This window comes from Pseudoleptotrichia sp., assembly GCF_057270515.1.
Genome location: NZ_DBHIXS010000011.1, coordinates 39,314 through 64,223 on the forward strand (window position 1 = coordinate 39,314; position 24,910 = coordinate 64,223).

Here is a 24,910-nt window from a genome sequence, read left to right on the forward strand (position 1 = left end):
TTACTCCCTTTAACTTCTCCTTTTTTTATTCTGTCATACAAAAGAATTTCAAAATTTTCTCTTTATTACATATTATCATATTTTTCAATTATGTCAAACCTGAATATTTTAAAAAAATCAAAATTAATTTCAGATTGTGGTTTCATCTATCAGCCAGCTCCCTTTTTCCTTGGAAAAATTAATAATTACAGGATTTTCTTTTCTATTTTTTTTCATTTGTTTTCTCAATCCTATCGTAACCTGTGCATTAGTGTTCGACATATAGTTTATTTGCTGTATTTCATATTTTGACACAGGGCTGACTATATCTTCTATACTTTTTTTCACTTCATTTTCTATTTGAGCATTATTTTTTATTATTTCCTGTTTTGAAAGCCTTACAGTTTCTTCCTTATTCGTCTGATAATCAGCTGCAAAAGCTTGTAATGAAATTGTAGTCGAAATTAAAATTGCAAATTTTTTCATATTGCCCTCCTAATTTTTTATATTTTTTATTGTGATAAAATTTTATCATTTTACTATTAGAAAAAATTTATTTTAAAATTGTATCTATCTGTGTCGAAATAAAGATTTTTCAAATAAAAACGGCAAAAGTTCCTTTTTTTTAAACTTTTACCGTTCTTTTTTCTATCTGTTCCAAACAAAATAACTATAATATCATATCATCTATGGGTATAAGTACAGCTCCCATTGAAATCATATGCCCCACATCTATTTTCATTTTCTTTATGACTTTCATAATCTCTTCACCCTGCTCATCTTCGACATAAGCGATGAGTATACTGTCCGTTCCGGGCCATAAATGAGTATTAAAATGTTTCAGATGTTTTCCCCAGTCGCTGAAAACTTCAGGAACCAGCATGTATTTTTCCAAACCGTATTCATTTAATTCTTCCTTCACTTTTTCCAAGAAAAACGAGTCAAAATAAACTTCCAATCGCTTCATACCTACCATCCTCCTAAAAATTATTTTAATTATTCGATATTAAAATTCTAATTCATCTTTTCCGGATACACTTTTTCTAAAATTTTAAAATTTATTTTTAATTTTTATATTATTTGTGCTTCCGCTTTTTTCTTTTCAGCTCTTTTTTCTTTTGCTCCTTCAACGATGAGATATAATACCGGAATAAATATCAGTGTCAACAATGTCGAGAAAGATAGTCCGAACATTACCGCTATAGCCATTCCCTGATAATATCCCGCACTTCCTCCGCCTATCGCAAGAGCCATAGGTATCCATCCGAATACCGTAGTAAGTGTAGTCATAAGTATCGGACGCAGTCTTGAACCTCCCGACTCTATGAGGGCTTCTCTTAGCGGCACACCTCTCTGACGCATATTTGCAACAAAGTCGAGCAACACTATGGCATTATTAACAACCATACCCATAAGCATTATTATACCTATCATAACGAACATACTCAACTGCACACCTGTTACAACCATTCCGATTACAACTCCGATTATTGACAGCGGCAATGATGTCATTATTATCAATGGCAACACAAATGACTCAAGCTGTACAGCAAGGACTATATATATCAGTGCTATAGACAGTCCGAGAGCCTGTCCCATTTCTCCTCCCATATCCTGCTGACTTCTTGCAGAACCCGCAGGAGCAAGTTTATATCCGCTCGCAGGATTTGCCTTTTTAAATGATGCAGCTACAAATTTTGCGGCATCATTAAATCCTTTTGAACTGTCAAGGTTAAATTCGACTGTAACTGTTCTTGTACCATTGTATTTAGTTATTGCCGAAGTTCCCTCAACGTTAGAAAGAGTAGCGATATCTCCTATCCTTACATAAACTCCGTCAGAAGCTTTTACTTCGAGATCAAGTATTTTTTCAAGGGAATTTCTATACTGGTCCTCCAGCTGTAATGTTACGTCAAGTCTTTCAGTACCTTCTGTTACTTCTATAGGGTCTACTCCTAATACCGACATATTTAACATTGTTGTCAGAGTTGTAACATTTATTCCGTAACTTTCAGCTTTTTCCCTGTTTACTTCAAGGTTTGCCTGTGGATTTCCTCCTTCAGTAGATGATTTTACGTCTTTCATCCAGCTTTCTTTTCTAATATCTGCAATTATTGAGTTTGCAATTCTATTCAGTTCATCGGCATTTTCTCCTTCGACTTGGAACGAATAATCTTTATTTGCATTTGAACTCGTTGTTTCTTCAGGAAGTACTGCCAAATTTACATCAGGCATATCTTTCAGTTTTTCTCTCAATCTTTTCATAGCTTTAAACGTATCTTTCTTTACGTCGACATTTACTATTGCCGCATCTGTTCTGGATATGGAATAGTAACTTTTCGTATCTTTATCACTTTTAACAGCTTCTTCTATTTTTTTAGTAATTTCATAGGATTTTTCCAAATCCAGACCCGTAGCAAGAGACGCCACTACTGAATATTCCTTATTATCTATTGTAGGGAAAAACGATGTCTTTACCATAGGTCCGAAAATTACCATAATAGCTACAAATCCTATAAATGTTCCGATAACTATTTTCCATTTATTATCCAATGAAACAGCTATGACTTTCTTATATCTTTCCTTAAAAGCATTAAAATACTTAGCTTTATCTTTACTGTCGAGTATTTTTTGCAAATTTAAAAATTTACTCGAAACCATTGGAATAAACAGCACCGCTACGATTATCGAAGCTCCAAGCGCAAACATCATCGAAAATGCTATCCCTGCGAACACTTTCTTTGTAAATCCGTCATATATGACTATCGGTAAAAATACACAAACTGAAGTCATTGTAGATGCTATCATAGGCATAATTACTTCATTTGTACCACGTATTGCGGCTACATTAGGCGGTTCCTTATATTCCTGCATATGGTCAAATATATTATCCAGCGTAACTACCGAGTTATCTACTAAAGACCCTACAGCAAGGGCAAGTCCCATAAGGGAAATCATATTTAATGAGATTCCCTGAGTACTTAGCAGAAACAGTGTAAACATTGTAGAAATTGGTATTGATAATGATATAAATATGGAAGCTCTTATATCTTTCAGAAATACCAGTAAGACTATTGCCGCTATGACTAATGCCTGCAATCCGCTACTTGTAACGTTGGCTATCGCGTCTTTTACCATTATACTGTTATCGGTAATAAGGTCATAAGTCGCACCTTTTGGAAACAGCGGCTTCATTTCTTCCAGCTGTTTTTTTGCAGTATCCGCTATTTCCACTATATTTCCATCTTTTGTCTTTTCTATAATTACCCCTATGGCACTTTTCCCGTTTACTCTAGTATATGTTTCTCTGTCCTTTGTATTATAACTTACTTTAGCAACATCTGCAAGTTTTAGTGTCTGTCCGTTTCCATTGGAAAGAATTATATTTTCTACCTGCTCAAGGGTCTTGACTTCTCCCGAAACCTTTAAAATAAATTTTTTCCCCCCGTCCGTTACAGTTCCCGCAGGCGTTATAGTATTTGCAGCCTGTATTTTGGAATACAGCTCTGACGGGGATAAATCAAATGCTTTTAATTTATAAGGATCCAGCTCTACTTTTATTTCCCTTTCAGTTGCTCCTGTTACTGATATTTCTCCTATTCCTCTATTTCTTTGCAATCTCGGTTTCATTGTTTCATTTACAAACGAAGTCAGTGTTGCTTCGTCAGCACCTGCAAGTGTGATAAACAATGCTGTCGAATTACTTACTCCTCCTCCGTTTCCTACCCCGGACACTACAGGGGCATCAGCATCTTTCGGTAAATCATTTTTTATTTTATCTATTTCAGACTGCACCTGTACTTTTTTTGTATCGGTATTGGCTCCGAAGTTAAATTGTACAACTACTACAGATGTTCCGTAAGCGGAAGTAGTAGTTATATTTTTTATTCCGTCCACATTCAATGTTGCTTCTTCTATTCTTTTAGTTATTTGAGTATCCACGTCTTCGGATACTGCTCCTGTCCACTTAGTTTGTACAACAACAAATGGAAAATTGAAATCCGGTATTAGTTCCTGTTTCATATTTTTCATTGCGGTATAACCGGAAAAAATCATAAATATTATTATCATCGTTGTTGAAACGACCCTTTTGGTTGCGAATTCTGCTACTGTCATTTTATTGCTCCTTCCTTCCGGCTATTAATTAACTTTTTTTACTTTTTCTCCATTCTGTACTACATTCTGACCGTCTATTATGAGTTCGGCTCCCGCATTGAGGCCCTCTCCCTCAACAGCGGCAAATTTTTCATTCTGATTAAGTATTTTTATTGTGATAGCTTTCGCTACACCGTTTTCCACAATATAAATAAGTTGACTTACCCCTCTTACTACTATTGCTTCTTTTGGTATAATGATACCGTTTTCAATTCCTGTATCTATATTGGCAGTGCCATACATTCCACTTTTTATTCTTTTTTCAGGATTAGGAATTCTTATTTTTACAGTAAACTGTCTTGTTTTTGAATCTGCAGTTCCCGATATTTCATAAACTTTTCCCGTAATTTCCTCATTCAGTTCGTCTATTTTTACTTTTGCATCAGTTCCCGTTTTTATTTTACTTATAACGTTGGAAGAAACTCCCACTTTTATTTCCATTTCAGATTCATTTACAATTTTAAATAAAGTATCTCCTGCGTTTATTTGTTGGTGTTTTTCAAGATTCATCCCTGATATTACTCCATTCACGTCGGCTTTTATCACTGATTTGCTGTTATTATCGTTGGCAAGGGATAAATTTGCCCCTGCTGATTCATAATTTGTCTTTGCATTCAGATAATCCGTTTCTGTAATAAGTCTTTTCTGATACAGTTGTCTGTATTTTTCAAATTGAATTCTGGCAGAATTGTAGTTTGCAGCCGCCGACTGTACATTGGATCTCGCAGCCTGATTATCGATGGACAATATCACCTGTCCTGCCCTTACGCTGTCTCCGTCCTTGACATTCAATACTGTCAGCTCTCCGCTGACTACTGCCGTATACGGTATTTCTTCTTTTCCTTTTATTTCGGCTCCAGCCGTATAACCCAGAGACATATCACTCTGACTTAGCACCTGTGTTTTTACAGGCCTATAGTTTTCCTCAACTTTCTGCTCTTTCTTTTTTCCGCATGACATTACAAATATTATTAATATAAGTAATCCCAAAATATATTTTTTATTATAATGTGATGTTTTCTCACTTTTCATACTTTTTATTTCCTCCATTCTATCCATTTACACTCTGTTTATATTTACATTCTATTTATTAAATTAAATATCAGTCCAAAAATGCTCCGTATCTTGAAACTAAATAAAAATATCTTAATTTTGAACTTATATAATTAGTTCTGCTCTGTCTTAAATTCGTTTCCGCATCCAACAAATCTCTCATCGTTATTAGCCTGTAGGAATATCTTTCCTGTTCCAGCTCATATACTTCTTCCGCTTTTTCTACGGCAATTTTCTGAGCTTCCAAACTTTTTTCAAGGGCTTGAAGCTGATAATACACTTTTTTCATCCCCACTTTTAAATCATCAAGGGATTTTTCAGCTTCAATTTCTTTTATTTCATAATTTCTTTTAGCTTTTTCCACATCAAGTTTATTTTCTCCCCAGTCAAACAGCTGCCACGAAAGGTTTAACCCTATTGTTCCGTTATAATTTTTTCCTTTTGACATTTCCGACATTTTTTTGTTGTCGGAAGTTCCGTAAGTTATAACACCGCTTACTTTAGGTCTTGTATCTGCTTTTTCCAAATCTATATTTTTTCTGCTTATTTCTTTCTGCTTTAGTGCCATTTGATATTCGGTATTTCTTGTAGTAAGACTGTCCAAATCATTTTTCAGATTGATTGATTTGGTAAATTTTTCTTCTACTGTAAAAGGTACGATTTCTATACTTGAGCTGTCTTTCACTCCTATTATATTTCCCAGTGCTTCTTTAGCTATTTCTATGTTTGAAGTTTGCTGTATCACTTCGGCTTCTATAGCTTTTAAACTTCTTTCAGCTTCCGTAAATTCAGGCTTTGTAACTAATCTTAATTTGTATTTTTCTTTCTGTTCTTCGTAATTTCTGGCTAACGCCTCTTTAGACTTTTTCAGTACGTCCAGTGTATTTTCTGCTTCGTAGACATCTATATACGCCTGAATCGTACTAAGTATAGTATCTTTTCTAATTTTATCAAGGGACAGTTCCATTAATGATAAATAGCTTTTACCTATTTCTATCCCTGATTTTATAGCTCCTCCCGTATAAATAGGCTGAGTTAATGTAACATTATGACCGTACGACTGGTCATAATTTCCTGTAAATGGAGATTTTATTTCTTTAAAATACTTATTTGCAGTCGCATTATAGTTTATTTTAAAGTAAGCATTTTTCCATGCTTTGTTTACATCCAGTTTACTCTTTTCAACTTCAATCATACCTATTTTTATATCTTTATTATTTTTTATTGCCATTGCTGCCGCTTCCTGAACTGTTATCCTTTGAGCAAAAATAGGTATGGAAAATAACATTATTAAGAACATTATTCCTGTATTTCTTTTTTTCATTTTTCCTCCTGACTTATTCTATTGTGATTATTTTATTGCATTATATATAAATTCGATTATTTGATTTATTTTTTCTTTTCTTGTCAACTCATGTCTCATATTAAAATCGGGATTATATTCTTCAGTCAGTCCTTCATCTAAAAAGAACCCTTCGAGAGACAGAAATATAAATTCAGCAATAAATCTGCTGTTATATTTTCCACTTTTTTCAATACCGCTTCTTTTCACAATATTTTTTTCAATAAAATTTACTTCTATTTTCTGTATTTCTTCGACATGAGATACAACTTTTTCATCTTTCAGAAAATTATCTATATTTTGAATATTTACTCTGTTAAAATATTTAAAGAATAAATTTTCGTTATTTATTATAAATTCTCTCAATACTTCCTTAGGTTCTTTTTCTACATCTATTTTTTCCAGTATTTTCTTTTTTTCATCTCTCATTATATACAAAATTTCATATAGAACTTCTTCTTTAGAAACAAAATATGTATAAAAATTTCCTTTGGATATTCCAAGTGCCTTTGTTATTTCTTCAACTTTTGTATTATGATACCCGTACTCTCGAAATAATTCAAAGGATTTTTCTATTATTGCCTTTCTTTTTTCTTCTTTTTTCATTATTTAAATCTCCTTTTTACTTCTTCACAAAATGACCCACTGGTCATGTTATGTATAATATTACTTTTTTTACTTTTTGTCAATCTTTTTTTTTGAATATTCGAAAAATATTGTAAATAAAGATTTTTCAAATTTTTTTATGATATCATATTATATAAATAAATTTGAAAGGATATTACTATGAAAATAGGAAAAAATAAACTTTTTTTACTTCTTCTTTTACTGACAATGTTCAGTTATACTTTTTCAGATACAAATTCAAATTCGACAACTTCATCCGAAAGTCAAACTGAAAACAATTTTCAGTCAGAAGACATAAAAAAACAGGAAACTTCACAGGAAAATATTCCTGATGTACAAAATGACAAGACATCTACTATAAAAAACGGAAAAGTGGGAAAAAAATCTTCTAAAACGGCATCTACTTTTAAGAAAAAAGAGATTAACAATTCTCTTTGGAGATTAATATCCATTTTAGACAAAGATTTGACAACGGAAGAATATTCCGAAGAAAAAAAGATTATTATCACTCTTTATTTAGCTGCGAATGGAGGGATAAACGGTGTCGTAGGAGATGAAGGTTATTTTGGTCATTACAGATTAAATGGAAATGATATTTCCATAAGTCTGTTAGGCAGTTCGCTAATGGGAGAAGAAAGCTCTGAAATAGGAGCCGAATATCTCGATACTATAAAAAAAGTTTCAAGAATAGAACTTGACGGAGGTATCCTTACTCTAAAATCAAGTAGTGGAAATCTTGTATTCCAGAGAGTTAAATAAAATCATTCAAATGATTATAGAAAATTCTTTTTAAGTCTTTATTTATAATGCTTTGAGTTAAATAAAATTATTCAGGAGATTATAGCTATGAAAATCAAATTATTTCTATGTTTTATTTTAATATTTTTTCTGCTTAGCTGCAAAAGTTCAAATATTCCCCACAAGGAAAATAACGATATTTCCAAAAGAATAAACGGTACTTTATGGGAACTTACAGATATTTCAGGAAGTATATCCGATATCAATCTGTCATCTTTAGATACTCCTATTACTATTGAATTTACTGATAAAGGTATCAGTGGAAATTCAACAGTCAATAAATATTTTTCTTCTTACAAAATAAATGGAAACAGTATTTCTTTTGAACCAGTAGGAGCTACAAAAATGGGAGGTCCAGAAGATTTGATGAAAATGGAATACGAATATTTTAAAATTTTGGGAAATGTAAAAAATATAGAGTTGCCGGATAAAAATACATTGATTTTAAAAACCGGCACTGAAATATTGAAATTTAATAAAAAATAATAATTATAAAATCATTTCAAAAACCTAAATAAATTTATAATAAAAATAAAAGAGACTAATTGTACTGCCTTTCCTATCCTGTATCCAACTTTTTGGGGTCAGTGCAGTTAGCCTCTTTCTAAATTTGCAAAACATATTTATATTTAATCAATTTACATTTTTGGAAATTTTTAAAAATAAATTTACTTCCTTTCTTCTGTTATTATAAAATATTTATATATATTCAAAATATTCAACTATCACATTTTATCTCTCACAATTATTTCTTATATAATTATTTCTTATTATTTTTTCTTTCACGATTATATTTCCTATAATTTCTTTTTATGATTTTATTTTTCTGATAATATTATACTATATGATTATGATTATATTTACTGTAATTTTGCTTTTTACGATCTCATCTCTGCATAGTCATATTAAGATACACTCTTTACTTCATATATTTAAATATATCATTAAATACTATTATTATCATTAATCCGAATAAAATCAGCATTCCTACCATATGTATTCTTTCTTCGATTTTTTTATTCATTTTTATACCAAAAAATTCAGGAATTACAAATAATATTCTTCCCCCGTCGAGAGCAGGTATAGGGAGTAAATTCATCAAACCTATGTTTATCGAAAGCAGGATAAAGATATTTATCAGTGCCGTTCCTCCTCCTAATTCATAAGCCTGTCCTACAAATTTCGGAAGTCCCACAGGTCCTGTAACCTCATTCATAGATACCTTTCCCGTAACAAGCATTTTTAGTCCGTCTATCATTATTCCAAGATAATTTCCAAATGTATAAAAGGAAATTTCGATCTTCTTTAAAACTGAAACTTTTGTCTGTGCTGCTTCTATTCCTAACAGGCTCATTTTTCTTTCTTCGTTATATGTCAATCTTATTTTTTCATTCATCTCTTTATTATTTCTCAATATTTTTATCGGAATTTCTTCATTTTTATAACCTTTCTGATTTATTTCCATTACTGTTAGAGTCAAATCCTGCCAGTTATTTATTTTCTTCCCGTTCAATCCAATAATCTTATCTTCCGCCTGTAATATATTTTTAGCAGCGGATTTTTCCTGAACCGTTTTTATTACAGGTTTTATATATTTCGGAGGAACCACTCCCGTGATTGAAAGTAAGATAAATATCCCTATTATTGCAGATATAAAATTCATCATTATTCCCGCTATCAGTACCACAAACCTGCTCAAAGGCGATTTCGTATAAAATCCGTTTTTTACATTTTTTTCAGGATCATCTGAAGGCTGCATTCCGTCTATATTTACAAATCCTCCTAAAGGCAGAATTCTTATTGAATAATTTGTTTCATTTATTTTTTTTGTGAATATTCTCGGTCCCATTCCTATTGCAAATTCCAAGACAGGCATTTTATAATATTTTGCCGTCAGAAAATGTCCCAATTCGTGTAAAAATATGATAAGCCCCAATATTATTATCGTAAAAAATATACTCATTTTTTTCCTTTCATCATTTTAAAATATCTTATTTTATGCTATACTTTGTTTATTATATCACACGTATATACTGATTACAATTAGAATAGTTATTGAAAGGATAAAAATGAAAAAAAATAATATGATTTTAGGCGGATTTTTAATTATTATCGCCGCAATAATGTGGGGACTTGACGGTATACTTCTTACTCCCTCTTATTTTTCCAAATTTCACTTTTATGATGTAAATTTTATAGTTTTTATAGCTCATGCCATACCTACATTTATTTTGTCCGTACTTTTTACAAAACAGTTTAAGATGCTTAAGACATTTACTAAAAGCGACTATCTATTTTTTATGCTTATTGCAGTATTTGGAGGAAGTATCGGAACTCTGTCCATAGTGAAGGCATTACAACTTAGCGAATACAGCAAATTCAGCATTGTCATACTTATTCAGAAATCCCAGCCTATATTTGCGGTATTTCTTGCATTCCTGATACTAAAGGAAAGACCTTCAAAAAAGTTTTATATAATCGCTGTCATCAGTCTGATTTCGATTTATTTTCTTACTTTTGAATTTAAAAGTCCTACTCTTTTACCGAAGAATAATCTTTTAGCAGTTATGTATTCATTACTGGCGGCATTTTCTTTTGGAAGTTCAACTGTATTTGGAAAAAAAATTGTAGGAAGTTTTTCTTTCCTGACAAGTACATTTTACAGATTTTTCTTTACTTCATTAGTAATGCTTATCTTCGTACTATTTTCAGGTACTACGGAAAAAAGTCTGACAACATTTACAGGAAATAAAAGCTTAATGTCGTTATCCTTATTTATCGCTATATTCGGACTTTTTGCAATACTTATTTATTATAACGGTTTGAAAAGCGTTCCCGCTTCCACTGCTACTTTCTGTGAGCTTGCCTATCCTCTGACTTCGGTCATTGCAGAAGCAGTCATACTGAAAAGATTTTTATCCCCTGTACAGTTTATCTCCGCAATCATTCTGGTCGGCTCCATACTGTATTTAAATTTATCCAAGATTGATACGGAATTCTAAATACGGAGTTTTAAATAATATCAAAATATAAAAAGTAATATAAAAAACATATTTATTTTATTTAACAAAATTTCATAAATATGTTTTTTATTACTCTATTTTACTATATTACTTTATTGAAATTACAATAAATTTGAATTTTTATTTTTTTCTTCTTCCAGAGTAGTATCAATATCCTCATATCCTACTCCATTAGGAATGGACGTGAGAACTTTATCAGTAACTTTTGATAAATGGGCATCCATCGCATAAGCAGCTCCGCTCACAAAATCTATAACTCTCTGTCCTACTTCAAATTCCAGAAATTCCAAACTAAATGTAACTACTTTCTTTTCTTTGATAGAATCTGCTATCAGCCTTGAATCCTCAAATGTTTTTGGTCTTATTATTGAAACATAACTCACTTTCATTTTTCCGACTTCCTCCTTCTTTCCACCGCCAAAAATACTCATAACTTTTTTCTCTTTCTCTTCAGGTTGTTCAGCTTCTGTATAACTATGAGTTTTAACTTGGGGTTTAGGCTTGACAACAACTTCTCTTTCTTCTTCTATTACTTCTTCTTCATCTACATCCCCGAAAAATTCCAAAAATTTCTTTCCAAATTTCAAATTACTAACCTCCTGCTTTATTTAAATAATTTACTTCCTATTCTAATTATAGTAGCACCACTTTCAAGGGCTTCTATATAGTCATTGGACATTCCCATAGAAAGTTCATTTAAATAACTGTATTTTTTTACATATTCCTCTCTTAACCTTGATATACTTAAAAAATAATTCCTTATTTCATGACTTTCTGCTTCCAAAGGTGCCATAGTCATAAATCCTTTTATTTTTACATTATCCATAGAAAAGTATTTTTCATGTTCTTTTTTAAAATTTTCAACATAAATCCCTGTTTTTGATTCTTCTTTTGAAACATTGATTTGTATTAATCCATTTATAATTCTATTATTTTCAATAGCTTTTTTGTTGATTTCCTCCAAAAGTTCGTAAGAATCTATTGAATGTAATAAATTTACATTTTTTATTATATACTTTATTTTATTTTTTTGCAACCTTCCTATAAAGTCCCATTTTAAATTTTTATATTTTTCTTCTGAAAATTCTTTCAGCTTATCCCTATAATCTTGAGCTTTATTTTCTCCAAAATATTCAAATCCCATATCTATAATTTCTTTCTGTTCATCAAGATTAAAATATTTGGTTGCAAGCAATATCTTCACTTTTTCAGGATAAGGAGAATATTTTTTCACATCTTTTAGAATATTCTCATAATTCTGCCTTATTCTATCATTGTTAAATTCCATAATTTCTATATGATAAAACTGTCTGAATGATACCTGTTTTATCGTACTTCCTCTCATAATTATCTATTTTTATAAATCCTGAAATCAAATAAATTCCATAAATACGTCATTAGCAAGTAAAATACCCGTTTTTGTAAGACGCATTCTTGTCCCGTCATTAAATCTTTCGAGTAGTCCCCTGCTTAAAAGTTTTTCTACTTTCGGATCATCAAAATATTCTATTCCTTCTTCTATAAGTCTCAATCCAAGCATATTTTTAAGTTTCTCTTTTTCCGTTTCATCAACTATTTCAATGCTGTTCTCATCTATAGGAAAAATATTTTCGTCAAGAAATTTGTAATATTTATTGAAAGTTCTCACATTACTGTATCTTCTGCCTCTATAATAAGCTGCCGCACTTAATCCTACTCCGATAAATTCCTTGTTTCTCCAGTATTTCAGATTATGAATTCCTCCCATTCCCTTTTTTGAAAAGTTGGATATTTCATAATGAATATATCCGTTTTTCTTCAAGAAATCTATTATTTCTTCATACATTTCAGCTTCCAAGTCTTGATCTATCCGGGATAATATTCCTCTTTTCAGTTTGCTCCAAAACACTGTCCCTTCTTCCCATATGAGAGAATATATGGATATATTGTCAGGAGAAAGAAGTAATATAGTTTCCAGATCTTTTTTCAAGTCTTTAAAACTCTGATTGGGGATACCGAACATCAAATCAATGGAAATATTTTCAAATCCTGCTTTTCTTGCATCTCTGAATACTCTTATCGCATCTTCGCCACTGTGCAGTCTGCCGATAAACTTTAAGACATGATCGTGAAAACTCTGTATTCCTATACTGAGCCTGTTTATGCCTAATTCTCTTAATTCTTTCAGTTTCTCCAAAGACATATCATTTGGATTAAGCTCCAACGTTATTTCTCCGTCTTTTCTATAGTTTATGTTTCTCATTATATATGAAATCATTTCCACAGGCAGTAAGGAAGGAGTTCCTCCTCCAAAATATACAGTATCGTACTCATATTTTGGATGCATTTTCAGTTCTTTTACCAATGCTTCTGTATATTTCCCGTATTCACGGCTCATATTTATAAATGTACAAAAATCACAATATTCACATTTTTTTTCACAGAAAGGAATATGTAAATAAAGGGCATCTATATTTTTTTGTATTTTATTATTTTCTGCTTTGTTCATCTCCTTTATTTCTTACTTTCTTTATATTTTTAAAATCTTTTCAAACTCTTCCATTGTTTTATTGAGTTTTTCTTTTACATTTTCGTTGGAATCCGAATTTACACTGAAATAAAACTTAATCTTAGGTTCCGTTCCCGACGGTCTTGCTGTTATGTACGTATTGTCTTCGAGTACAAACTGAAGCACATTCTCCTTCGGAAGATGTATTTCCTTAACTTCCCCTGTTTCAAGATTGTATTCTTTATGTGAGTCAAAATCTCTTTTTATTTTTATCTTCTTCCCTATTAGCGTATCTTTTATATTTTCTCTTAAATCAGCCATTAATCCTGTCATCTTCTCTATCCCGTCTTTTCCTTTTAATGTAACTGATTTTATTCCTTCAAGATAATATCCGAACTCTTTGTATAATTTTTGCAGTTCCTTATATATTGAGCTTCCTATGGAATTATAATATGCTGCCATTTCGGCTATTATCATTGATGTTACAAGGGCATCCTTATCTCTTGCATGGGTTCCTATAAGATATCCGTAACTTTCTTCAAATCCGAACAGATAACTTCCGTCAAGTTTTCCTGTTTCAAATTCCAGTATTTTTTCTCCGATATATTTAAATCCTGTCAGTGTTTTCATAACTCCTACATTTCTCACAGGAGCCACAACGTCAATCATAGGTGTCGATACTATCGTTGTTATGACTTTTGCATTGGCAGGAATGTCTTTTTTATTATTCAGCAGATATTGAAGAAGCAACAGTCCCATTTGATTTCCGTTAGGATAGTACCAGTCATCATTATCATCTTTTACCGCTATCCCTATCCTGTCGGCATCAGGGTCATTCGCCATAACCAACTTTGCTCCGATTTCGTCAGCTAATTTTACTCCCAGCTTAAACGCCGCAACTTCTTCAGGATTGGCATAAACTACAGTAGGAAAATTGCCGTCAGGCTCTATCTGTTCTTTTACTACTTCAAAATTATATCCAAAGTCGGACAATATTCTTTTCATAGGTCTGCCGCCCGTACCATGTAGAGGAGTGTATACTATTTTGAAATTTTCTTTTCCGGGAATATCTGTTTTCAGTGTCTGTTTTTTTATTTCAGCCAGATAATCATTGTCTATTTTTTCATCAAGTTCTATTATAAGCCCTTTCTGTCTCCCTTCTTCTTCGGATATGACTTTTATTTCTTCAAGAGTGGCTATCTTATTTACTTCATTTACTATGGAAGTAGCGTGAGGGTTGACAACTTGAGCCCCATCTTCCCAATAAACTTTATATCCGTTATATTCTACAGGATTATGACTTGCAGTAACTACTATCCCTGCAAGACAGCCTTTATATCTCACACCGAACGACAGTTCAGGTGTAGACCTCAAATCAGGATAAATATACGCTTTTATTCCATTTGCCGCCATTACCCTTGCTGTATTCAATGCGTATTCCCTTGAGCCTATTCTACAGTCGTGTGCGATTATTATTCCTCTTTCTTCGGCTTCTTTCTTATTGTATTTAAGCATATAGTTGGCTAATCCCTGTGTCGCTTTTCTTATTACATATTTATTTATTCTGTTTGTCCCTATCCCTCTTACCCCTCTTATTCCGCCTGTTCCAAAACTCAAATCTTTAAAAAATCTGTCTTCAATTTCTTTTTCATTACCTTTCAGATTTTTCAATTCTTCTTTATCTTTTTCATCAATAGAATTTGAATTTAACCAGTATTCATACTTTTTCATAAATTCCATAGCATTATCCTCCCTGTAACAAGTTATTTATTATAATTTTACCATATTTATCAAAGATAGCAAATAGAAATTACTTAGAAAAATAGAATTTTTTAATTTTTTCAAAAATCAAATTTCGAAAAAAATCAGAAATATTTTTTTAATTTTTTCAAAAATATAAAATTTGGAAAACAAAAAACCGGATAAAATCCGGTTTTTGATATATCTATGCCAAATAAATTTAGAAATTTTCTTAAAATAATCCCGGTATACTCACTCCACCTGTTATTACTTCCATTTCTTTTTCAGCCATTTCTTCAGCTTTTTCAAGTATTTCATTTATAGCATTTATTATCAAATCTGAAACTATTGAAGTATCTCCTTCTTCAACAGCATCTTTTAATACATCCATTGAAACGGATAAATCCACTATTTTTTTCTGTCCGTTCGCTTTTACAGTTATTCCTCCACCGGCAACGGAAGTTTCAACAAACTTATCCTTCAGACCTTCCTGTATTTTCAGCATTTCCTGTTGCATAACCTGTGCCTGTTTTATTATATCCTGTTGGCTTCCACCTTTTCCGGAATTGGCTCCTTTTATTTTTCTAACCATGATTATTATTGCCTCCTGAATAAAATTCATATAATAATATATATAATTTTTATAATTGTTAATATAAAAAAATGGTGGTGAGGGAAGGATTCGAACCTTCGAAGGCTGAGCCGGCAGATTTACAGTCTGCTCCCTTTGGCCACTCGGGTACCTCACCATATTCTTTTAAAAGTGGTGCCGCTTGTCGGACTCGAACCAACCACCTACTGATTACAAGTCAGTTGCTCTACCAGATGAGCTAAAGCGGCATAAAATATAAATGGCGGAAGTGACGAGACTCGAACTCGCGACATCTTGCGTGACAGGCAAGCACTCTAACCAACTGAGCTACACCTCCATAATGGTGGTCACAATTGGGCTCGAACCAATGACCCCCTGCTTGTAAGGCAGGTGCTCTCCCAACTGAGCTATGCGACCGTAAAAATCTGTTTTTTGAGTGGTACGCCCTAGGAGGATCGAACTCCTGTTGCCGGGATGAAAACCCGATGTCCTGACCACTAGACGAAGGGCGCATACCTGATTTTATACTCCTCTTACAGACAAAAAAGATATTATCATAAATAATAGATTAAGTCAATACTTTTTTTCAATTTTTTTTATTTTTTGTAATATTTTTTCCCCCCCTTATTTTTGGCAAATTATTTTTAAACATTGATATTTATAATTTTAAATGATATAATCTCACATATATTTAAGGAGGTAGCTAATGAAATTTTTTGATTTTATAAAAAGATTTTTTCTATTTACAATTAAAGAGATATATTCATTTTTTTTAAAACTTGGATTGTTATTTCTTATACTTTTTATTCTTTTGACTTCTCTAATAGGTTATATTGTTTCAAAAACTAAAGATGAAAACGTTCCTAAAAACTATAACTATGTCTTATTCAATGTTTCTTCAATATCAGAAGACAAAGTAGATACTTCTTTGTTCGGAGAAGCTCAAAAATACAATATTTCCTATATGGATGTTCTAAACAGTCTGGAAGATATAAAAAATAATGATAATATAAAAGGAGTTATTATAAATTTGGACCAGACAGAACTTTCTTCAGTAAAAATCGAAGAAATTTCTAAAAAATTTGAAGAAATCAAAGCAAAAAACAAAAAAGTCTATGCTTTCGGAGCATATATCGACAACAGAAATTTTCCTTTAGCTTCCGTTGCTAATGAGATAATAATGGTTCCGTCGGCGTCTGCTTCGGTTTCCCTGACAGGTTATCATTATTCAGATTTATATTATAAAAAATTGCTCACTAATTTAGGAGTAGATATGGAAGTTGTACGTATAGGAAACTTCAAATCTTATGGAGAAAATTATACAAGCGACAAGATTTCCCAAGGTTTAAAAGACGAACTTACACGTATCCTTGAAAACAGATACAACAGTTTTCTTGACAATGTTTCAAAAACTCGTAAAATTGATAAAAATGCTTTAAATAACGATATATTAAATGGTAATGACATAGATCTCACTCCTTTTAATGCCAGAGATAAAAATCTGATTGATAAACTTGAATATTATAATGATCTACTTGCAAGACTCGGTTTAAATGCTGATAATATAATAGATATTTATGATTATTATTCAGACAATGGTAAGAGAATAGAAAATATGAATGAAGATACCAATACAATAGCTGTAATATATGCCGAAGGACCTATTGTATACTACGAAGGTTCTGAAGGTACCGTTTTTATATCTCCTGACAATATGTCCGATAAATTAAAAGAATTAGCCAAAATTAAAAATCTGAAAGGTGTAGTCCTGAGAGTCAACTCTCCGGGAGGGTCAGCTCTCGCCTCGGAAATGATATATCAGATGTTTTCCAAACTGGAAGTTCCTGTATACGTTTCTATGTCCGAAGTTGCTGCATCGGGAGGATACTACATTTCTATGGCGGGAGAAAAAGTATTTGCAAATAAAAACACTATAACAGGTTCAATAGGTGTTGTTTCAATGATACCTAAATTCTTCAATGCTCAAAATAAATATGGAGTTACTTCAAATTCGATTACAAAAGGAAAATATGCCGACAATTACGACCCTTTTATTCCTTTATCAAACGAAGCAAGAGCTAAAATTACGGAGTCAATGGGAGAAACATATAAAGAATTTAAATCAAGGGTTTCCGCTAACAGAAAAATGCCTGATGCTACTCTTGAAAACTATGCTCAAGGTAAAATCTGGCTGGGAGATGAAGCAAAAGGGATTAATTTGGTAGATGGCATTGCCACTCTTGATGAAACTGTAAAAATTCTTGCTCAGGATTTAAAATTGGGTGAAAATTATACTGTAAAAAATATATATTACAAAAAAGATTTCAAAGAAACATTGAGATTACTTTCTTCGTATATTTTTGAAAAATTCAGTCTGTCATCTCAGATAGAGGCAAAATTACCGGGAAGTTCAAAAATTATGGATGATTACAAACTAATAGAAAAAAATGGAAATAAACCTATGTATTATATGCCATATAAATTGGAAAACTGATGATATAAACGATATAAGAAATGAGAAAATAGTAAAAAATAATATAAAATAGAAAACTAATATAAAAAATACATTTATTTATTTGACAAAATTCTGCTTATAAGCAACTTTCCGCTTTAAATTGTAAAATTTTGAAAAATCTTATAAATGTATTTTTATATTGATTTTATTGTTAAAATTTTTTGTTAATTCAGTTATTTTTATTTTACGTCATTAACTTATATCCTTATGTCATTTTTTATATCATTATTTTTAGTTATTTATCCAAAAATAATTCTTTCAGTTTTTTAGCTTCGGCATTTTCAGTATTTTCTCCTATTATCTCTAAATTGGACGGTATTATTTTTTTCAATCTGTCTATGGCATTTCCCATTACATAGCCTTTTCCCATAGTAGTTAGAAGCTCATAATCATTTTCTCCGTCACCGAAACTCACGGCTTCTTTTACATCTATTCCTTCCTTTTTAAGAAGATATTTTGCAGCATTGGCTTTATTTGCAGTTTTCGAGAAAACTTCCATACATTCATCCGAAACAAATGCAATACTTACATTATTGTCAGTTCTTTTCAAAATTTCTTTTTCCAGATTGACTAAATGTTCGTGTTTCCCTATATAGAAAAATTTCAGTATCTCGCGGTTTCCAAGCTCGCTTTCGTCAACTTCTACAGGCTCAAGGGGAAAATTTTCCCCGTCTCTTTCAATCGCTTCTTCCAAAGTTCCTTTTGTTATTATCCAGTCTTTTCCTGAAAATATATTCAAATGAATATTACTGCCAAAAGATTTATAATCAATATTCAGAATTATTTCTATCTCTTTTTTTGCCAATCCGTTTTCATATATAATATTTCCTTTTTTATCATATACAGCAGCTCCATTTGACGTAATAAGAGGTATTTCTATTCCCAAGTCATCTTTTATCATTTCTGCCAGACCGTAATTTCGACCTGTGGCAATATAAAATTTTATTCCTTTTTCTATCACTTTACTTACTATTTCTTTTGTAAATTCTGTTAATCTATGATTCCCGTCCAATAACGTCCCGTCCAGATCTGTTACTACAGCTTTATACATCTATACTCCTATTCCATATTTTAATTTTTATAAAAATAATTTTGATAATTCATTCATAAATTCCTCATCTGTAAAAGGTTTTGATAAAAAACCCTTTGCTCCCGCTTCTTTTCCCATTTTCATATAATTCTGAAAAGTTATCATTGTACTACATAACATTATTTTTGCTTCAGGGTCATAATCCGTTATCAGCTGTGTTGCTTTCAGTCCGTGTACTCTTGGCATATTTATATCCATTGTAACAATTGTAGGTTTTACTTTTTTATACATTTCAAATGCTTCCAGCCCGTCTGTCGCTTCGTATACTTCATATCCCTGATCCGTCAAAATTTCCTTTATATCTTCCCTTATATATGAAGTGTCGTCTACTACTAATGCCGTTTTCATAATATTATTATCTCCCGTTTCTAAGTTTTTTTATAAAAATAGTTCTATTAATTTTTTAGCTTCTCCATTATTTTCATTACTGTCAATGACTTCATAATCAGGCAAACTTTCTAATAGTCTGTATAGAGAATTTCCCATAAGATAACCTTTACCTGCTTCTTTTAATAATTCATAGTCATTATAGCCGTCTCCAAAAGCTACCGTTTCACTTAATTTTATTCCGTCCCTATTAAGCAGATATTTTGCAGCAACTGCTTTATCCGAATTTTTATCAAATATCTCAAGATTTCCTTCGGAAACAAAAACTATGTTTACTTCTTCATTAGTTACTTCTTTCAATAATTTTTCAAGTTTCAGGAGTTTCTCATGTTCTCCCAGAAAAAAAAGTTTTGTATATTCTTTTTGTCTGAAATTTTCTTCGCTTATTACTTCAGGCAGAAATATTCTGTCCGGTCGCTGTTTCTTATAGTAATCGAGTATATTTTCGACTATATACCAGTTACTTCCTGAATATCCGTTTAATATTATATCACTTCCGACAGATTTATAATCAATTTTATAAATTTCTTCAAGATATTTTCTTTCGATGTTATTTATATAAATTTCATTACCGTCGCTATCCATTATTCTTGCTCCGTTAGAAGTAATCAGAGGTATTTTGAGATTAATTTTATCCATTATTTCCTTAGCTCCAAAATAACTTCTGCCTGTAGCAATATAAAATTTAATCCCCTTTTCAGTAACCTTTCTTACGATATCTATTGTGAAATCATTTATTAAATGGTTTTCATCTAATAATGTCCCGTCCAAATCACTTATTACCGCTTTATACATTTTTTCCTCCTTCGGTCATTCTATCATATTTTAATATAAAAATAAACAAAATAATTTATTATATATTCATTTTTCCTACATTTATAGTATCTTCATATAATTCGAACTTGCCAGTTTGTAACTTTTCAATTTTTTCTTTTTCCATTTAGACAGTTTCATATGATTATGGATCATAACAAATTATTTAAAAATCTTTATTTTTTTTGTTTTTTAGTTTATAATATGTATAATAAAATTATTCAGAGGTGATAAAAATGGGTACATTTCAAGATTATTTAAATTTTTCGGATAATGGAGAATATTCTCAAAAACAGTTAAAAATTATTGATAAAATAGAGCTTTCAGCTGAAACTGAAAAAACTGTAAAATCCATAAATAAAGAAATAAAAATATTATGTTTCGCACAGGTTTATTGTCCCGATTGTCGTGCAATTGTCCCTTTCATGAAAAAATTTTCCGACTTGAACAGTAATATAAAAATAGATTATTTACCGAGAGAAGGACATGAAGATTTATTAAAAAATTTAACTGATACCGTTAAAATTCCTACTCTTGTTTCTCAAAAAGAAGACAAATTATCTGTATTTTTACTGGAATTTCCTAATATCGTGCAAAAAGAAATGAAAGAAAATCCTGAAAACTACGATGAAATAAAATATAACTTCAGGATTGGTAAGTATAATAAGGAAATCGAAAAAGAACTTATTGATTATTTAATTTCTTTCTAAAAAATTGAATCTAAAACTTAAAAATAAAAAAATATGAAGCTATTTCATAAAGTATAAGAAAAGTACAAGATTATAAAGTAAAAAAAATACTAAATTATAAACTTTATATATTTTGATACCTTTACAGGAATAAATTTGCAAGAAAAATGCAAAGAAAAAATAAATAAAGACAATATTTTTGATTTTTTTAAATATATTTCAAAATATATAATCTTTTATTAGAGATTTTCTTTTGAATTACGAAATAGCCTCATATTTTTTATTATAAGTTTTCATATTATTAAATTGGTGTGTTGAACCATATGACATTGTTTTAAATTTTTTATTATAAGTTTTTTTCATATTATTGGATTGTCAGATTATTAGATTATTAGATTATTAAGTTATTAAGTTATTAGGTTATTAGGTTATTAGATTTTTAGATTTTTGGATTTTTATATTAGTCTTTTTTATATTAACTTTATTTCAGAATAATTTTTTATAGTTAACCTCAATTCCTGAATTTATTTTTCCTCCTTTTTTCCCATATATCATAATCAATTTTTTCTTTCTGTATTCATTTATATCCATATTTATTATTTGAAGATTATTCTTATAAATATACGAAAAAGTCTCATTCAGTCTTTCTTCAGGGATGATCACAAAAAATTCCCCATGATTTTTAAGTAATCTTTTTATATTAAAAAATAAACCCTCTAAAGTAAGCAATATTTCATATTTACTTATTTTTTCAGTTTCCTCATCAGGTAATTTTCCCGAATTTATTTTTCTATAAGGCGGATTGGAAAAAATATAATCATATTCTCCGTCTATTCTGTTTATATCATTGTTTAAAGCTAAAATTTTATCCTGTAAGGAATTTTTCCGTATATTATCAACTAAATACTCAAAAATTTTTTCTTGTATTTCTACAGCATAAATTTTAGAGATATATGATACTTCACTCAGTAATATTGAGATTATCCCTTGTCCCGCACCAATTTCAAGTATAGTTTTTTTATGAAAAAAAGTCCGGTCTGATTTGCCGGATTTTTTTTCTAATATATTTTTTATAAAATCTGCTAATATTAATGCGTCTTCCGTTATCTTCAATCCTTTTTCATTTATAATAACGGATTTATTTACACTTTGAAGTTCTTCAGTATATTTTTTCATATAATTTTCCTTTGATCATATATTATATATTATGTAACTCTGTTATCTAAATTTCTTATTTTTCAATTTCTTTTTCGCTTAATTTTTTTACTGCTTATAATATCTATTAATATCTCTTTGTAATTTAATTTTCTTCTATATAATTACAGCAACTTTGTCTTTTTTCTATTTCTATTTTTTCCTGCTTATCGAATTTTATTTCAGATAATCTATATCTCCCTATTCCTTTTCCCTGAATATTTATAAATATCAAATCATTTAACATATTCATACTCACTACATTACCTTTTCCCTCATCGGTAATTACTTCCTGACCTGTTGCAGGATAATTTTCTTTTATCTCATTATACTGTTCATTTTCAAACCCTATGCAGCATTTTAATCTACCGCATACTCCTGTAATTTTTGACGGAGTAACTACTACCCCTTGGTCTCTTGCCATTTTGATTGAAACCGAATCAAATTTATTAATAAAAGACTTACAGCACAAAGTTTTACCGCAACTGCCACAATCTCCAACCATTTTAGCAAAATCCCTTACACCAATCTGTCTTAATTCAATCCTGACTTTGAATATAGCAGCTAAATCTTTTACAAGGCTTCTAAAATCAACTCTTTCTTCAGAAGCAAAATAAAAAATAAGCTTTTTTCTGTCAAAAGTATATTCGGTCGCTACAAGTTTTAAATTTAAATTATATTTTTTTATTTTATTTCTGAATATAAATCCCGCTTTTACTGCATCTTCTTTTAATTCCTTGTTTTTCTCTAAATCTTTATCAGTTGCCTTTCGTATAATTCTTTTTAGAGGCTCTTTCTCATCATATTTATAATCCGATTTTACAGCTATAACTTTGCCTATAGCTAAGCCCATTTGTGTTTCAACTAATACTTTTTCGTTAATTTTTACATCAAAATTTGGATTTTCAAGAAAAAAATAACGCTTCTGAAAAGTGTCAAAATATACGTCTATAACCTTGCCATTATTGGTTATACTGGTGGCAGGCTCTTCTTCTTTACCAGTATATTTCTTTCCCATATTTTCCAAATGCACTTAAAATTCTCCCTTCATCATTTTGTTTTATCTGATAAAATTCTACTCTTTTTTTGAAAGTCTTATTTACTTCTTTTACGAGTTCCCTAAAATCAAGTCTATTTTCAGCTGTAAAATAAAAGATAAGTTTACTTTCATCAAAAGTGTATTCACCGATAACTAGATTCATTTCAGGCAAAATACTTTTTACTATTTTTTTACATATAAAATATGCATCATTAGCTTTTTCATCAAGTAATTCCAATTTTTCAACTTCTTTTTTATTAAGTTTTCTCTTTACTTCTCTTATTTTTATATCATCTTTCTCTTCAAAATTTTCACCAAATTTATCAGTAGTTCCTAATACGATACCTATCTGTTCTCCTCTTATAGTATCTACTATTACGTGGTCTCCTTTTTCATAATTTTCAAATTTTCCAATTAAGAAAGGATAGACTTTCTTTGTTTTTCTAAATTTTATATTTATTATTTTCACAATATTCCACCTTCTAAAAAACTAAAATATCCTCTTTCACTTATTATTATATGATCCAGTAATCTAATTTCTATATTTTCAAATACTTCTTTAATTTTTTTAGTTAAAATTATATCAGACTGAGAAGGCTGCAATGAACCTGACGGATGATTATGTACAAATATGACAGATTTTGCATTATAACTTAAAACTTTTTTCGTCAATTCTCTTATATACACTGTACTTCTATCCAATGTTCCTTGAGAAAGTTCTTCTTCTCCTATCAGCTCATTTTGTGTATTCAGATATAAGACTCTAAAAACTTCAACATCTTTTTTTAAAAGAGAAAATTGTAAGTAATTTATTAGCTGAATATTAGTTGAAACGGTTATTTTTTCATTATGTACTTTCTTATATAGCTGTTCTTCCAATATCAGAAATATTATTTTTAAAAAAATTGCCACTCTTTCACTGATATAATTATTAGTTTTCAGTTCATCAACCGATTGTTTTAATAAAAAATAGAGATTTCCATATTTATTCAGCAAATCTTTTGAAATCTGCTTACAATCTATTCTTATTATGACGTAAGACAATAAAAGTTCCAGAATTTCATAATCATGAAAACCTGAAAATCCAGACATAAGAAATCTCTTTCTCAGTCTATCTCTATGTCCTTGATTATTCTGCATATTTCCCCCAATTAATCCTTTAACCTCAAATATATGATTATGGCGCACCCGTGAGGAATCGAACCCCAAGCCTTCTGATCCGAAGTCAGACGCTCTATCCAGTTGAGCTACGGATGCAACTTTATAACTATTTTAAAATTACTAATTAATTTTATCACATTTTCTAAAAAAAAACAAATATAAAAAATAGTAATAAAAAAAGTGGCGTCCCCGGTTGGACTCGAACCAACGACCCTTTGGTTAACA

The 24,910-nt window shown here is 30.5% G+C and carries 24 protein-coding genes and 6 tRNA genes; 5 read left to right on the forward strand and 25 right to left on the reverse strand.

Translation table 11 applies throughout. The features are described from left to right. Positions 1-129: 129 nt before the first annotated feature. The 6 genes from ACO5J6_RS08205 to ACO5J6_RS08230 form a co-directional block, all read right to left on the reverse strand. Complete coding sequence (locus tag ACO5J6_RS08205; RefSeq protein WP_485643329.1) at positions 130-465, reverse strand: hypothetical protein; 336 nt, start codon at positions 463-465, stop codon at positions 130-132. Positions 466-649: 184 nt separating this feature from the next. Beyond that, the gene (locus ACO5J6_RS08210) at positions 650-946 is read right to left on the reverse strand and encodes a PG0541 family transporter-associated protein (RefSeq protein ID WP_485643331.1); all 297 of its coding nucleotides are present in this window, start codon (positions 944-946) and stop codon (positions 650-652) included. Between the two features lie 104 nt (positions 947-1,050). Beyond that, the gene (locus ACO5J6_RS08215) at positions 1,051-4,095 is read right to left on the reverse strand and encodes an efflux RND transporter permease subunit (RefSeq protein WP_485643333.1); all 3,045 of its coding nucleotides are present in this window, start codon (positions 4,093-4,095) and stop codon (positions 1,051-1,053) included. A 24-nt stretch (positions 4,096-4,119) separates the two neighbouring features. Continuing rightward, positions 4,120-5,166, reverse strand: a complete 1,047-nt coding sequence (locus ACO5J6_RS08220; protein WP_485643335.1) for an efflux RND transporter periplasmic adaptor subunit — start codon at positions 5,164-5,166, stop codon at positions 4,120-4,122. Positions 5,167-5,236: 70 nt separating this feature from the next. Then, positions 5,237-6,511: a TolC family protein gene (locus ACO5J6_RS08225; protein WP_485643337.1), complete on the reverse strand. Its 1,275-nt coding sequence runs from the start codon at positions 6,509-6,511 to the stop codon at positions 5,237-5,239. Positions 6,512-6,538: 27 nt separating this feature from the next. After that, on the reverse strand, positions 6,539-7,135 hold the full coding sequence (locus tag ACO5J6_RS08230; protein WP_485643339.1) for a TetR/AcrR family transcriptional regulator: 597 nt from the start codon (positions 7,133-7,135) through the stop codon (positions 6,539-6,541). 180 nt (positions 7,136-7,315) lie between these two features. On the opposite strand from ACO5J6_RS08230, the gene ACO5J6_RS08235 reads away from it, so the two are divergent. Both ACO5J6_RS08235 and ACO5J6_RS08240 read left to right on the forward strand, forming a co-directional pair. After that, entirely contained in the window at positions 7,316-7,915 is a 600-nt protein-coding gene (locus ACO5J6_RS08235; RefSeq protein ID WP_485643340.1) for an META domain-containing protein, read from the forward strand. A gap of 87 nt (positions 7,916-8,002) precedes the next feature. Beyond that, a complete protein-coding gene (locus ACO5J6_RS08240) occupies positions 8,003-8,440 on the forward strand; it encodes an META domain-containing protein (protein ID WP_485643341.1) in 438 nt (145 codons plus the stop codon). A 433-nt stretch (positions 8,441-8,873) separates the two neighbouring features. Here ACO5J6_RS08240 and ACO5J6_RS08245 read toward each other — a convergent pair whose 3' ends face one another. Then, the gene (locus ACO5J6_RS08245) at positions 8,874-9,917 is read right to left on the reverse strand and encodes a M50 family metallopeptidase (protein ID WP_485643343.1); all 1,044 of its coding nucleotides are present in this window, start codon (positions 9,915-9,917) and stop codon (positions 8,874-8,876) included. Positions 9,918-10,023: 106 nt separating this feature from the next. Between ACO5J6_RS08245 and ACO5J6_RS08250 the strand changes: the two genes are divergently transcribed. Then, the gene (locus tag ACO5J6_RS08250; protein WP_485643345.1) at positions 10,024-10,956 is read left to right on the forward strand and encodes a DMT family transporter; all 933 of its coding nucleotides are present in this window, start codon (positions 10,024-10,026) and stop codon (positions 10,954-10,956) included. A 122-nt stretch (positions 10,957-11,078) separates the two neighbouring features. Here ACO5J6_RS08250 and ACO5J6_RS08255 read toward each other — a convergent pair whose 3' ends face one another. From ACO5J6_RS08255 to ACO5J6_RS08300, 10 genes are all read right to left on the reverse strand, one after another. Beyond that, positions 11,079-11,564: a cell division protein SepF gene (locus ACO5J6_RS08255; protein ID WP_485643347.1), complete on the reverse strand. Its 486-nt coding sequence runs from the start codon at positions 11,562-11,564 to the stop codon at positions 11,079-11,081. Positions 11,565-11,581: 17 nt separating this feature from the next. Continuing rightward, positions 11,582-12,322 carry a YggS family pyridoxal phosphate-dependent enzyme gene (locus ACO5J6_RS08260; RefSeq protein ID WP_485643349.1) on the reverse strand — a complete coding sequence of 247 codons (741 nt, stop codon included), beginning with the start codon at positions 12,320-12,322 and terminating at the stop codon, positions 11,582-11,584. A gap of 27 nt (positions 12,323-12,349) precedes the next feature. Beyond that, a complete protein-coding gene (gene hemW, locus ACO5J6_RS08265) occupies positions 12,350-13,465 on the reverse strand; it encodes a radical SAM family heme chaperone HemW (protein ID WP_485643350.1) in 1,116 nt (371 codons plus the stop codon). Positions 13,466-13,486: 21 nt separating this feature from the next. Beyond that, positions 13,487-15,205 carry a phospho-sugar mutase gene (locus tag ACO5J6_RS08270; RefSeq protein ID WP_485643352.1) on the reverse strand — a complete coding sequence of 573 codons (1,719 nt, stop codon included), beginning with the start codon at positions 15,203-15,205 and terminating at the stop codon, positions 13,487-13,489. A gap of 232 nt (positions 15,206-15,437) precedes the next feature. Further along, a complete protein-coding gene (locus tag ACO5J6_RS08275) occupies positions 15,438-15,797 on the reverse strand; it encodes a YbaB/EbfC family nucleoid-associated protein (RefSeq protein WP_485643354.1) in 360 nt (119 codons plus the stop codon). A 72-nt stretch (positions 15,798-15,869) separates the two neighbouring features. Beyond that, positions 15,870-15,954, reverse strand: a tRNA-Tyr gene (locus tag ACO5J6_RS08280). 15 nt (positions 15,955-15,969) lie between these two features. Further along, a tRNA-Thr gene (locus ACO5J6_RS08285) sits at positions 15,970-16,045 on the reverse strand. A gap of 12 nt (positions 16,046-16,057) precedes the next feature. After that, a tRNA-Asp gene (locus ACO5J6_RS08290) sits at positions 16,058-16,134 on the reverse strand. Between the two features lie 4 nt (positions 16,135-16,138). Beyond that, positions 16,139-16,214: transfer RNA gene (locus ACO5J6_RS08295), tRNA-Val, on the reverse strand. A gap of 20 nt (positions 16,215-16,234) precedes the next feature. Then, a tRNA-Glu gene (locus tag ACO5J6_RS08300) sits at positions 16,235-16,309 on the reverse strand. A gap of 194 nt (positions 16,310-16,503) precedes the next feature. Between ACO5J6_RS08300 and sppA the strand changes: the two genes are divergently transcribed. Further along, positions 16,504-18,291 carry a signal peptide peptidase SppA gene (gene sppA, locus ACO5J6_RS08305; protein WP_485643356.1) on the forward strand — a complete coding sequence of 596 codons (1,788 nt, stop codon included), beginning with the start codon at positions 16,504-16,506 and terminating at the stop codon, positions 18,289-18,291. 256 nt (positions 18,292-18,547) lie between these two features. Here sppA and ACO5J6_RS08310 read toward each other — a convergent pair whose 3' ends face one another. Genes ACO5J6_RS08310 through ACO5J6_RS08320 form a run of 3 tightly spaced genes read right to left on the reverse strand, consistent with a single transcriptional unit; the run spans position 18,548 to position 20,584 of the window. Next, positions 18,548-19,363 (reverse strand): HAD family hydrolase, encoded by an 816-nt coding sequence (locus tag ACO5J6_RS08310; RefSeq protein WP_485643358.1) that lies wholly within the window; start codon positions 19,361-19,363, stop codon positions 18,548-18,550. 27 nt (positions 19,364-19,390) lie between these two features. After that, entirely contained in the window at positions 19,391-19,753 is a 363-nt protein-coding gene (locus tag ACO5J6_RS08315; protein WP_485643368.1) for a response regulator, read from the reverse strand. 27 nt (positions 19,754-19,780) lie between these two features. Then, positions 19,781-20,584 (reverse strand): HAD family hydrolase, encoded by an 804-nt coding sequence (locus tag ACO5J6_RS08320; protein ID WP_485643359.1) that lies wholly within the window; start codon positions 20,582-20,584, stop codon positions 19,781-19,783. A gap of 254 nt (positions 20,585-20,838) precedes the next feature. On the opposite strand from ACO5J6_RS08320, the gene ACO5J6_RS08325 reads away from it, so the two are divergent. Then, positions 20,839-21,312: a thioredoxin family protein gene (locus tag ACO5J6_RS08325; RefSeq protein ID WP_485643361.1), complete on the forward strand. Its 474-nt coding sequence runs from the start codon at positions 20,839-20,841 to the stop codon at positions 21,310-21,312. Positions 21,313-21,777: 465 nt separating this feature from the next. On the opposite strand, the gene ACO5J6_RS08330 is transcribed toward ACO5J6_RS08325, so the two are convergent. The 5 genes from ACO5J6_RS08330 to ACO5J6_RS08350 all read right to left on the reverse strand — a co-directional run bounded on the left by ACO5J6_RS08330 (position 21,778) and on the right by ACO5J6_RS08350 (position 24,781). After that, complete coding sequence (locus ACO5J6_RS08330) at positions 21,778-22,467, reverse strand: tRNA1(Val) (adenine(37)-N6)-methyltransferase (RefSeq protein WP_485643363.1); 690 nt, start codon at positions 22,465-22,467, stop codon at positions 21,778-21,780. A gap of 124 nt (positions 22,468-22,591) precedes the next feature. Next, a complete protein-coding gene (locus tag ACO5J6_RS08335; RefSeq protein WP_485643364.1) occupies positions 22,592-23,518 on the reverse strand; it encodes a PSP1 domain-containing protein in 927 nt (308 codons plus the stop codon). Beyond that, on the reverse strand, positions 23,481-23,993 hold the full coding sequence (gene ricT, locus ACO5J6_RS08340; RefSeq protein WP_485643366.1) for a regulatory iron-sulfur-containing complex subunit RicT: 513 nt from the start codon (positions 23,991-23,993) through the stop codon (positions 23,481-23,483). Before ricT ends, ACO5J6_RS08335 begins: the two co-directional genes overlap by 38 nt. Further along, positions 23,990-24,664 carry a JAB domain-containing protein gene (locus ACO5J6_RS08345; protein ID WP_485643367.1) on the reverse strand — a complete coding sequence of 225 codons (675 nt, stop codon included), beginning with the start codon at positions 24,662-24,664 and terminating at the stop codon, positions 23,990-23,992. The genes ricT and ACO5J6_RS08345 overlap by 4 nt, the downstream gene beginning before the upstream one ends. Positions 24,665-24,704: 40 nt before the next feature. Further along, a tRNA-Arg gene (locus tag ACO5J6_RS08350) sits at positions 24,705-24,781 on the reverse strand. Between the last annotated feature and the right edge of the window lie 129 nt (positions 24,782-24,910).

Excerpts from the sequence above, each read along its gene's own strand:
- ACO5J6_RS08205 (WP_485643329.1), bottom strand. The coding sequence starts at position 465 with ATGAAAAAATTTGCAATTTTAATTTCGACTACAATTTCATTACAAGCT.
- sppA (WP_485643356.1), top strand. The coding sequence starts at position 16,504 with ATGAAATTTTTTGATTTTATAAAAAGATTTTTTCTATTTACAATTAAA.
- hemW (WP_485643350.1), bottom strand. The coding sequence starts at position 13,465 with ATGAACAAAGCAGAAAATAATAAAATACAAAAAAATATAGATGCCCTT.
- ACO5J6_RS08215 (WP_485643333.1), bottom strand. The coding sequence starts at position 4,095 with ATGACAGTAGCAGAATTCGCAACCAAAAGGGTCGTTTCAACAACGATG.
- ACO5J6_RS08320 (WP_485643359.1), bottom strand. The coding sequence starts at position 20,584 with ATGTATAAAGCGGTAATAAGTGATTTGGACGGGACATTATTAGATGAA.
- ACO5J6_RS08210 (WP_485643331.1), bottom strand. The coding sequence starts at position 946 with ATGAAGCGATTGGAAGTTTATTTTGACTCGTTTTTCTTGGAAAAAGTG.
- ACO5J6_RS08225 (WP_485643337.1), bottom strand. The coding sequence starts at position 6,511 with ATGAAAAAAAGAAATACAGGAATAATGTTCTTAATAATGTTATTTTCC.
- ACO5J6_RS08250 (WP_485643345.1), top strand. The coding sequence starts at position 10,024 with ATGAAAAAAAATAATATGATTTTAGGCGGATTTTTAATTATTATCGCC.
- ACO5J6_RS08330 (WP_485643363.1), bottom strand. The coding sequence starts at position 22,467 with ATGAAAAAATATACTGAAGAACTTCAAAGTGTAAATAAATCCGTTATT.
- ACO5J6_RS08275 (WP_485643354.1), bottom strand. The coding sequence starts at position 15,797 with ATGGTTAGAAAAATAAAAGGAGCCAATTCCGGAAAAGGTGGAAGCCAA.
- ACO5J6_RS08345 (WP_485643367.1), bottom strand. The coding sequence starts at position 24,664 with ATGCAGAATAATCAAGGACATAGAGATAGACTGAGAAAGAGATTTCTT.
- ACO5J6_RS08270 (WP_485643352.1), bottom strand. The coding sequence starts at position 15,205 with ATGGAATTTATGAAAAAGTATGAATACTGGTTAAATTCAAATTCTATT.
- ACO5J6_RS08325 (WP_485643361.1), top strand. The coding sequence starts at position 20,839 with ATGGGTACATTTCAAGATTATTTAAATTTTTCGGATAATGGAGAATAT.
- ACO5J6_RS08245 (WP_485643343.1), bottom strand. The coding sequence starts at position 9,917 with ATGAGTATATTTTTTACGATAATAATATTGGGGCTTATCATATTTTTA.
- ACO5J6_RS08220 (WP_485643335.1), bottom strand. The coding sequence starts at position 5,166 with ATGAAAAGTGAGAAAACATCACATTATAATAAAAAATATATTTTGGGA.
- ACO5J6_RS08230 (WP_485643339.1), bottom strand. The coding sequence starts at position 7,135 with ATGAAAAAAGAAGAAAAAAGAAAGGCAATAATAGAAAAATCCTTTGAA.
- ACO5J6_RS08260 (WP_485643349.1), bottom strand. The coding sequence starts at position 12,322 with ATGAGAGGAAGTACGATAAAACAGGTATCATTCAGACAGTTTTATCAT.
- ACO5J6_RS08310 (WP_485643358.1), bottom strand. The coding sequence starts at position 19,363 with ATGTATAAAGCTGTAGTAACAGATCTGGACGGGACGTTATTGGACGGG.
- ACO5J6_RS08240 (WP_485643341.1), top strand. The coding sequence starts at position 8,003 with ATGAAAATCAAATTATTTCTATGTTTTATTTTAATATTTTTTCTGCTT.
- ACO5J6_RS08235 (WP_485643340.1), top strand. The coding sequence starts at position 7,316 with ATGAAAATAGGAAAAAATAAACTTTTTTTACTTCTTCTTTTACTGACA.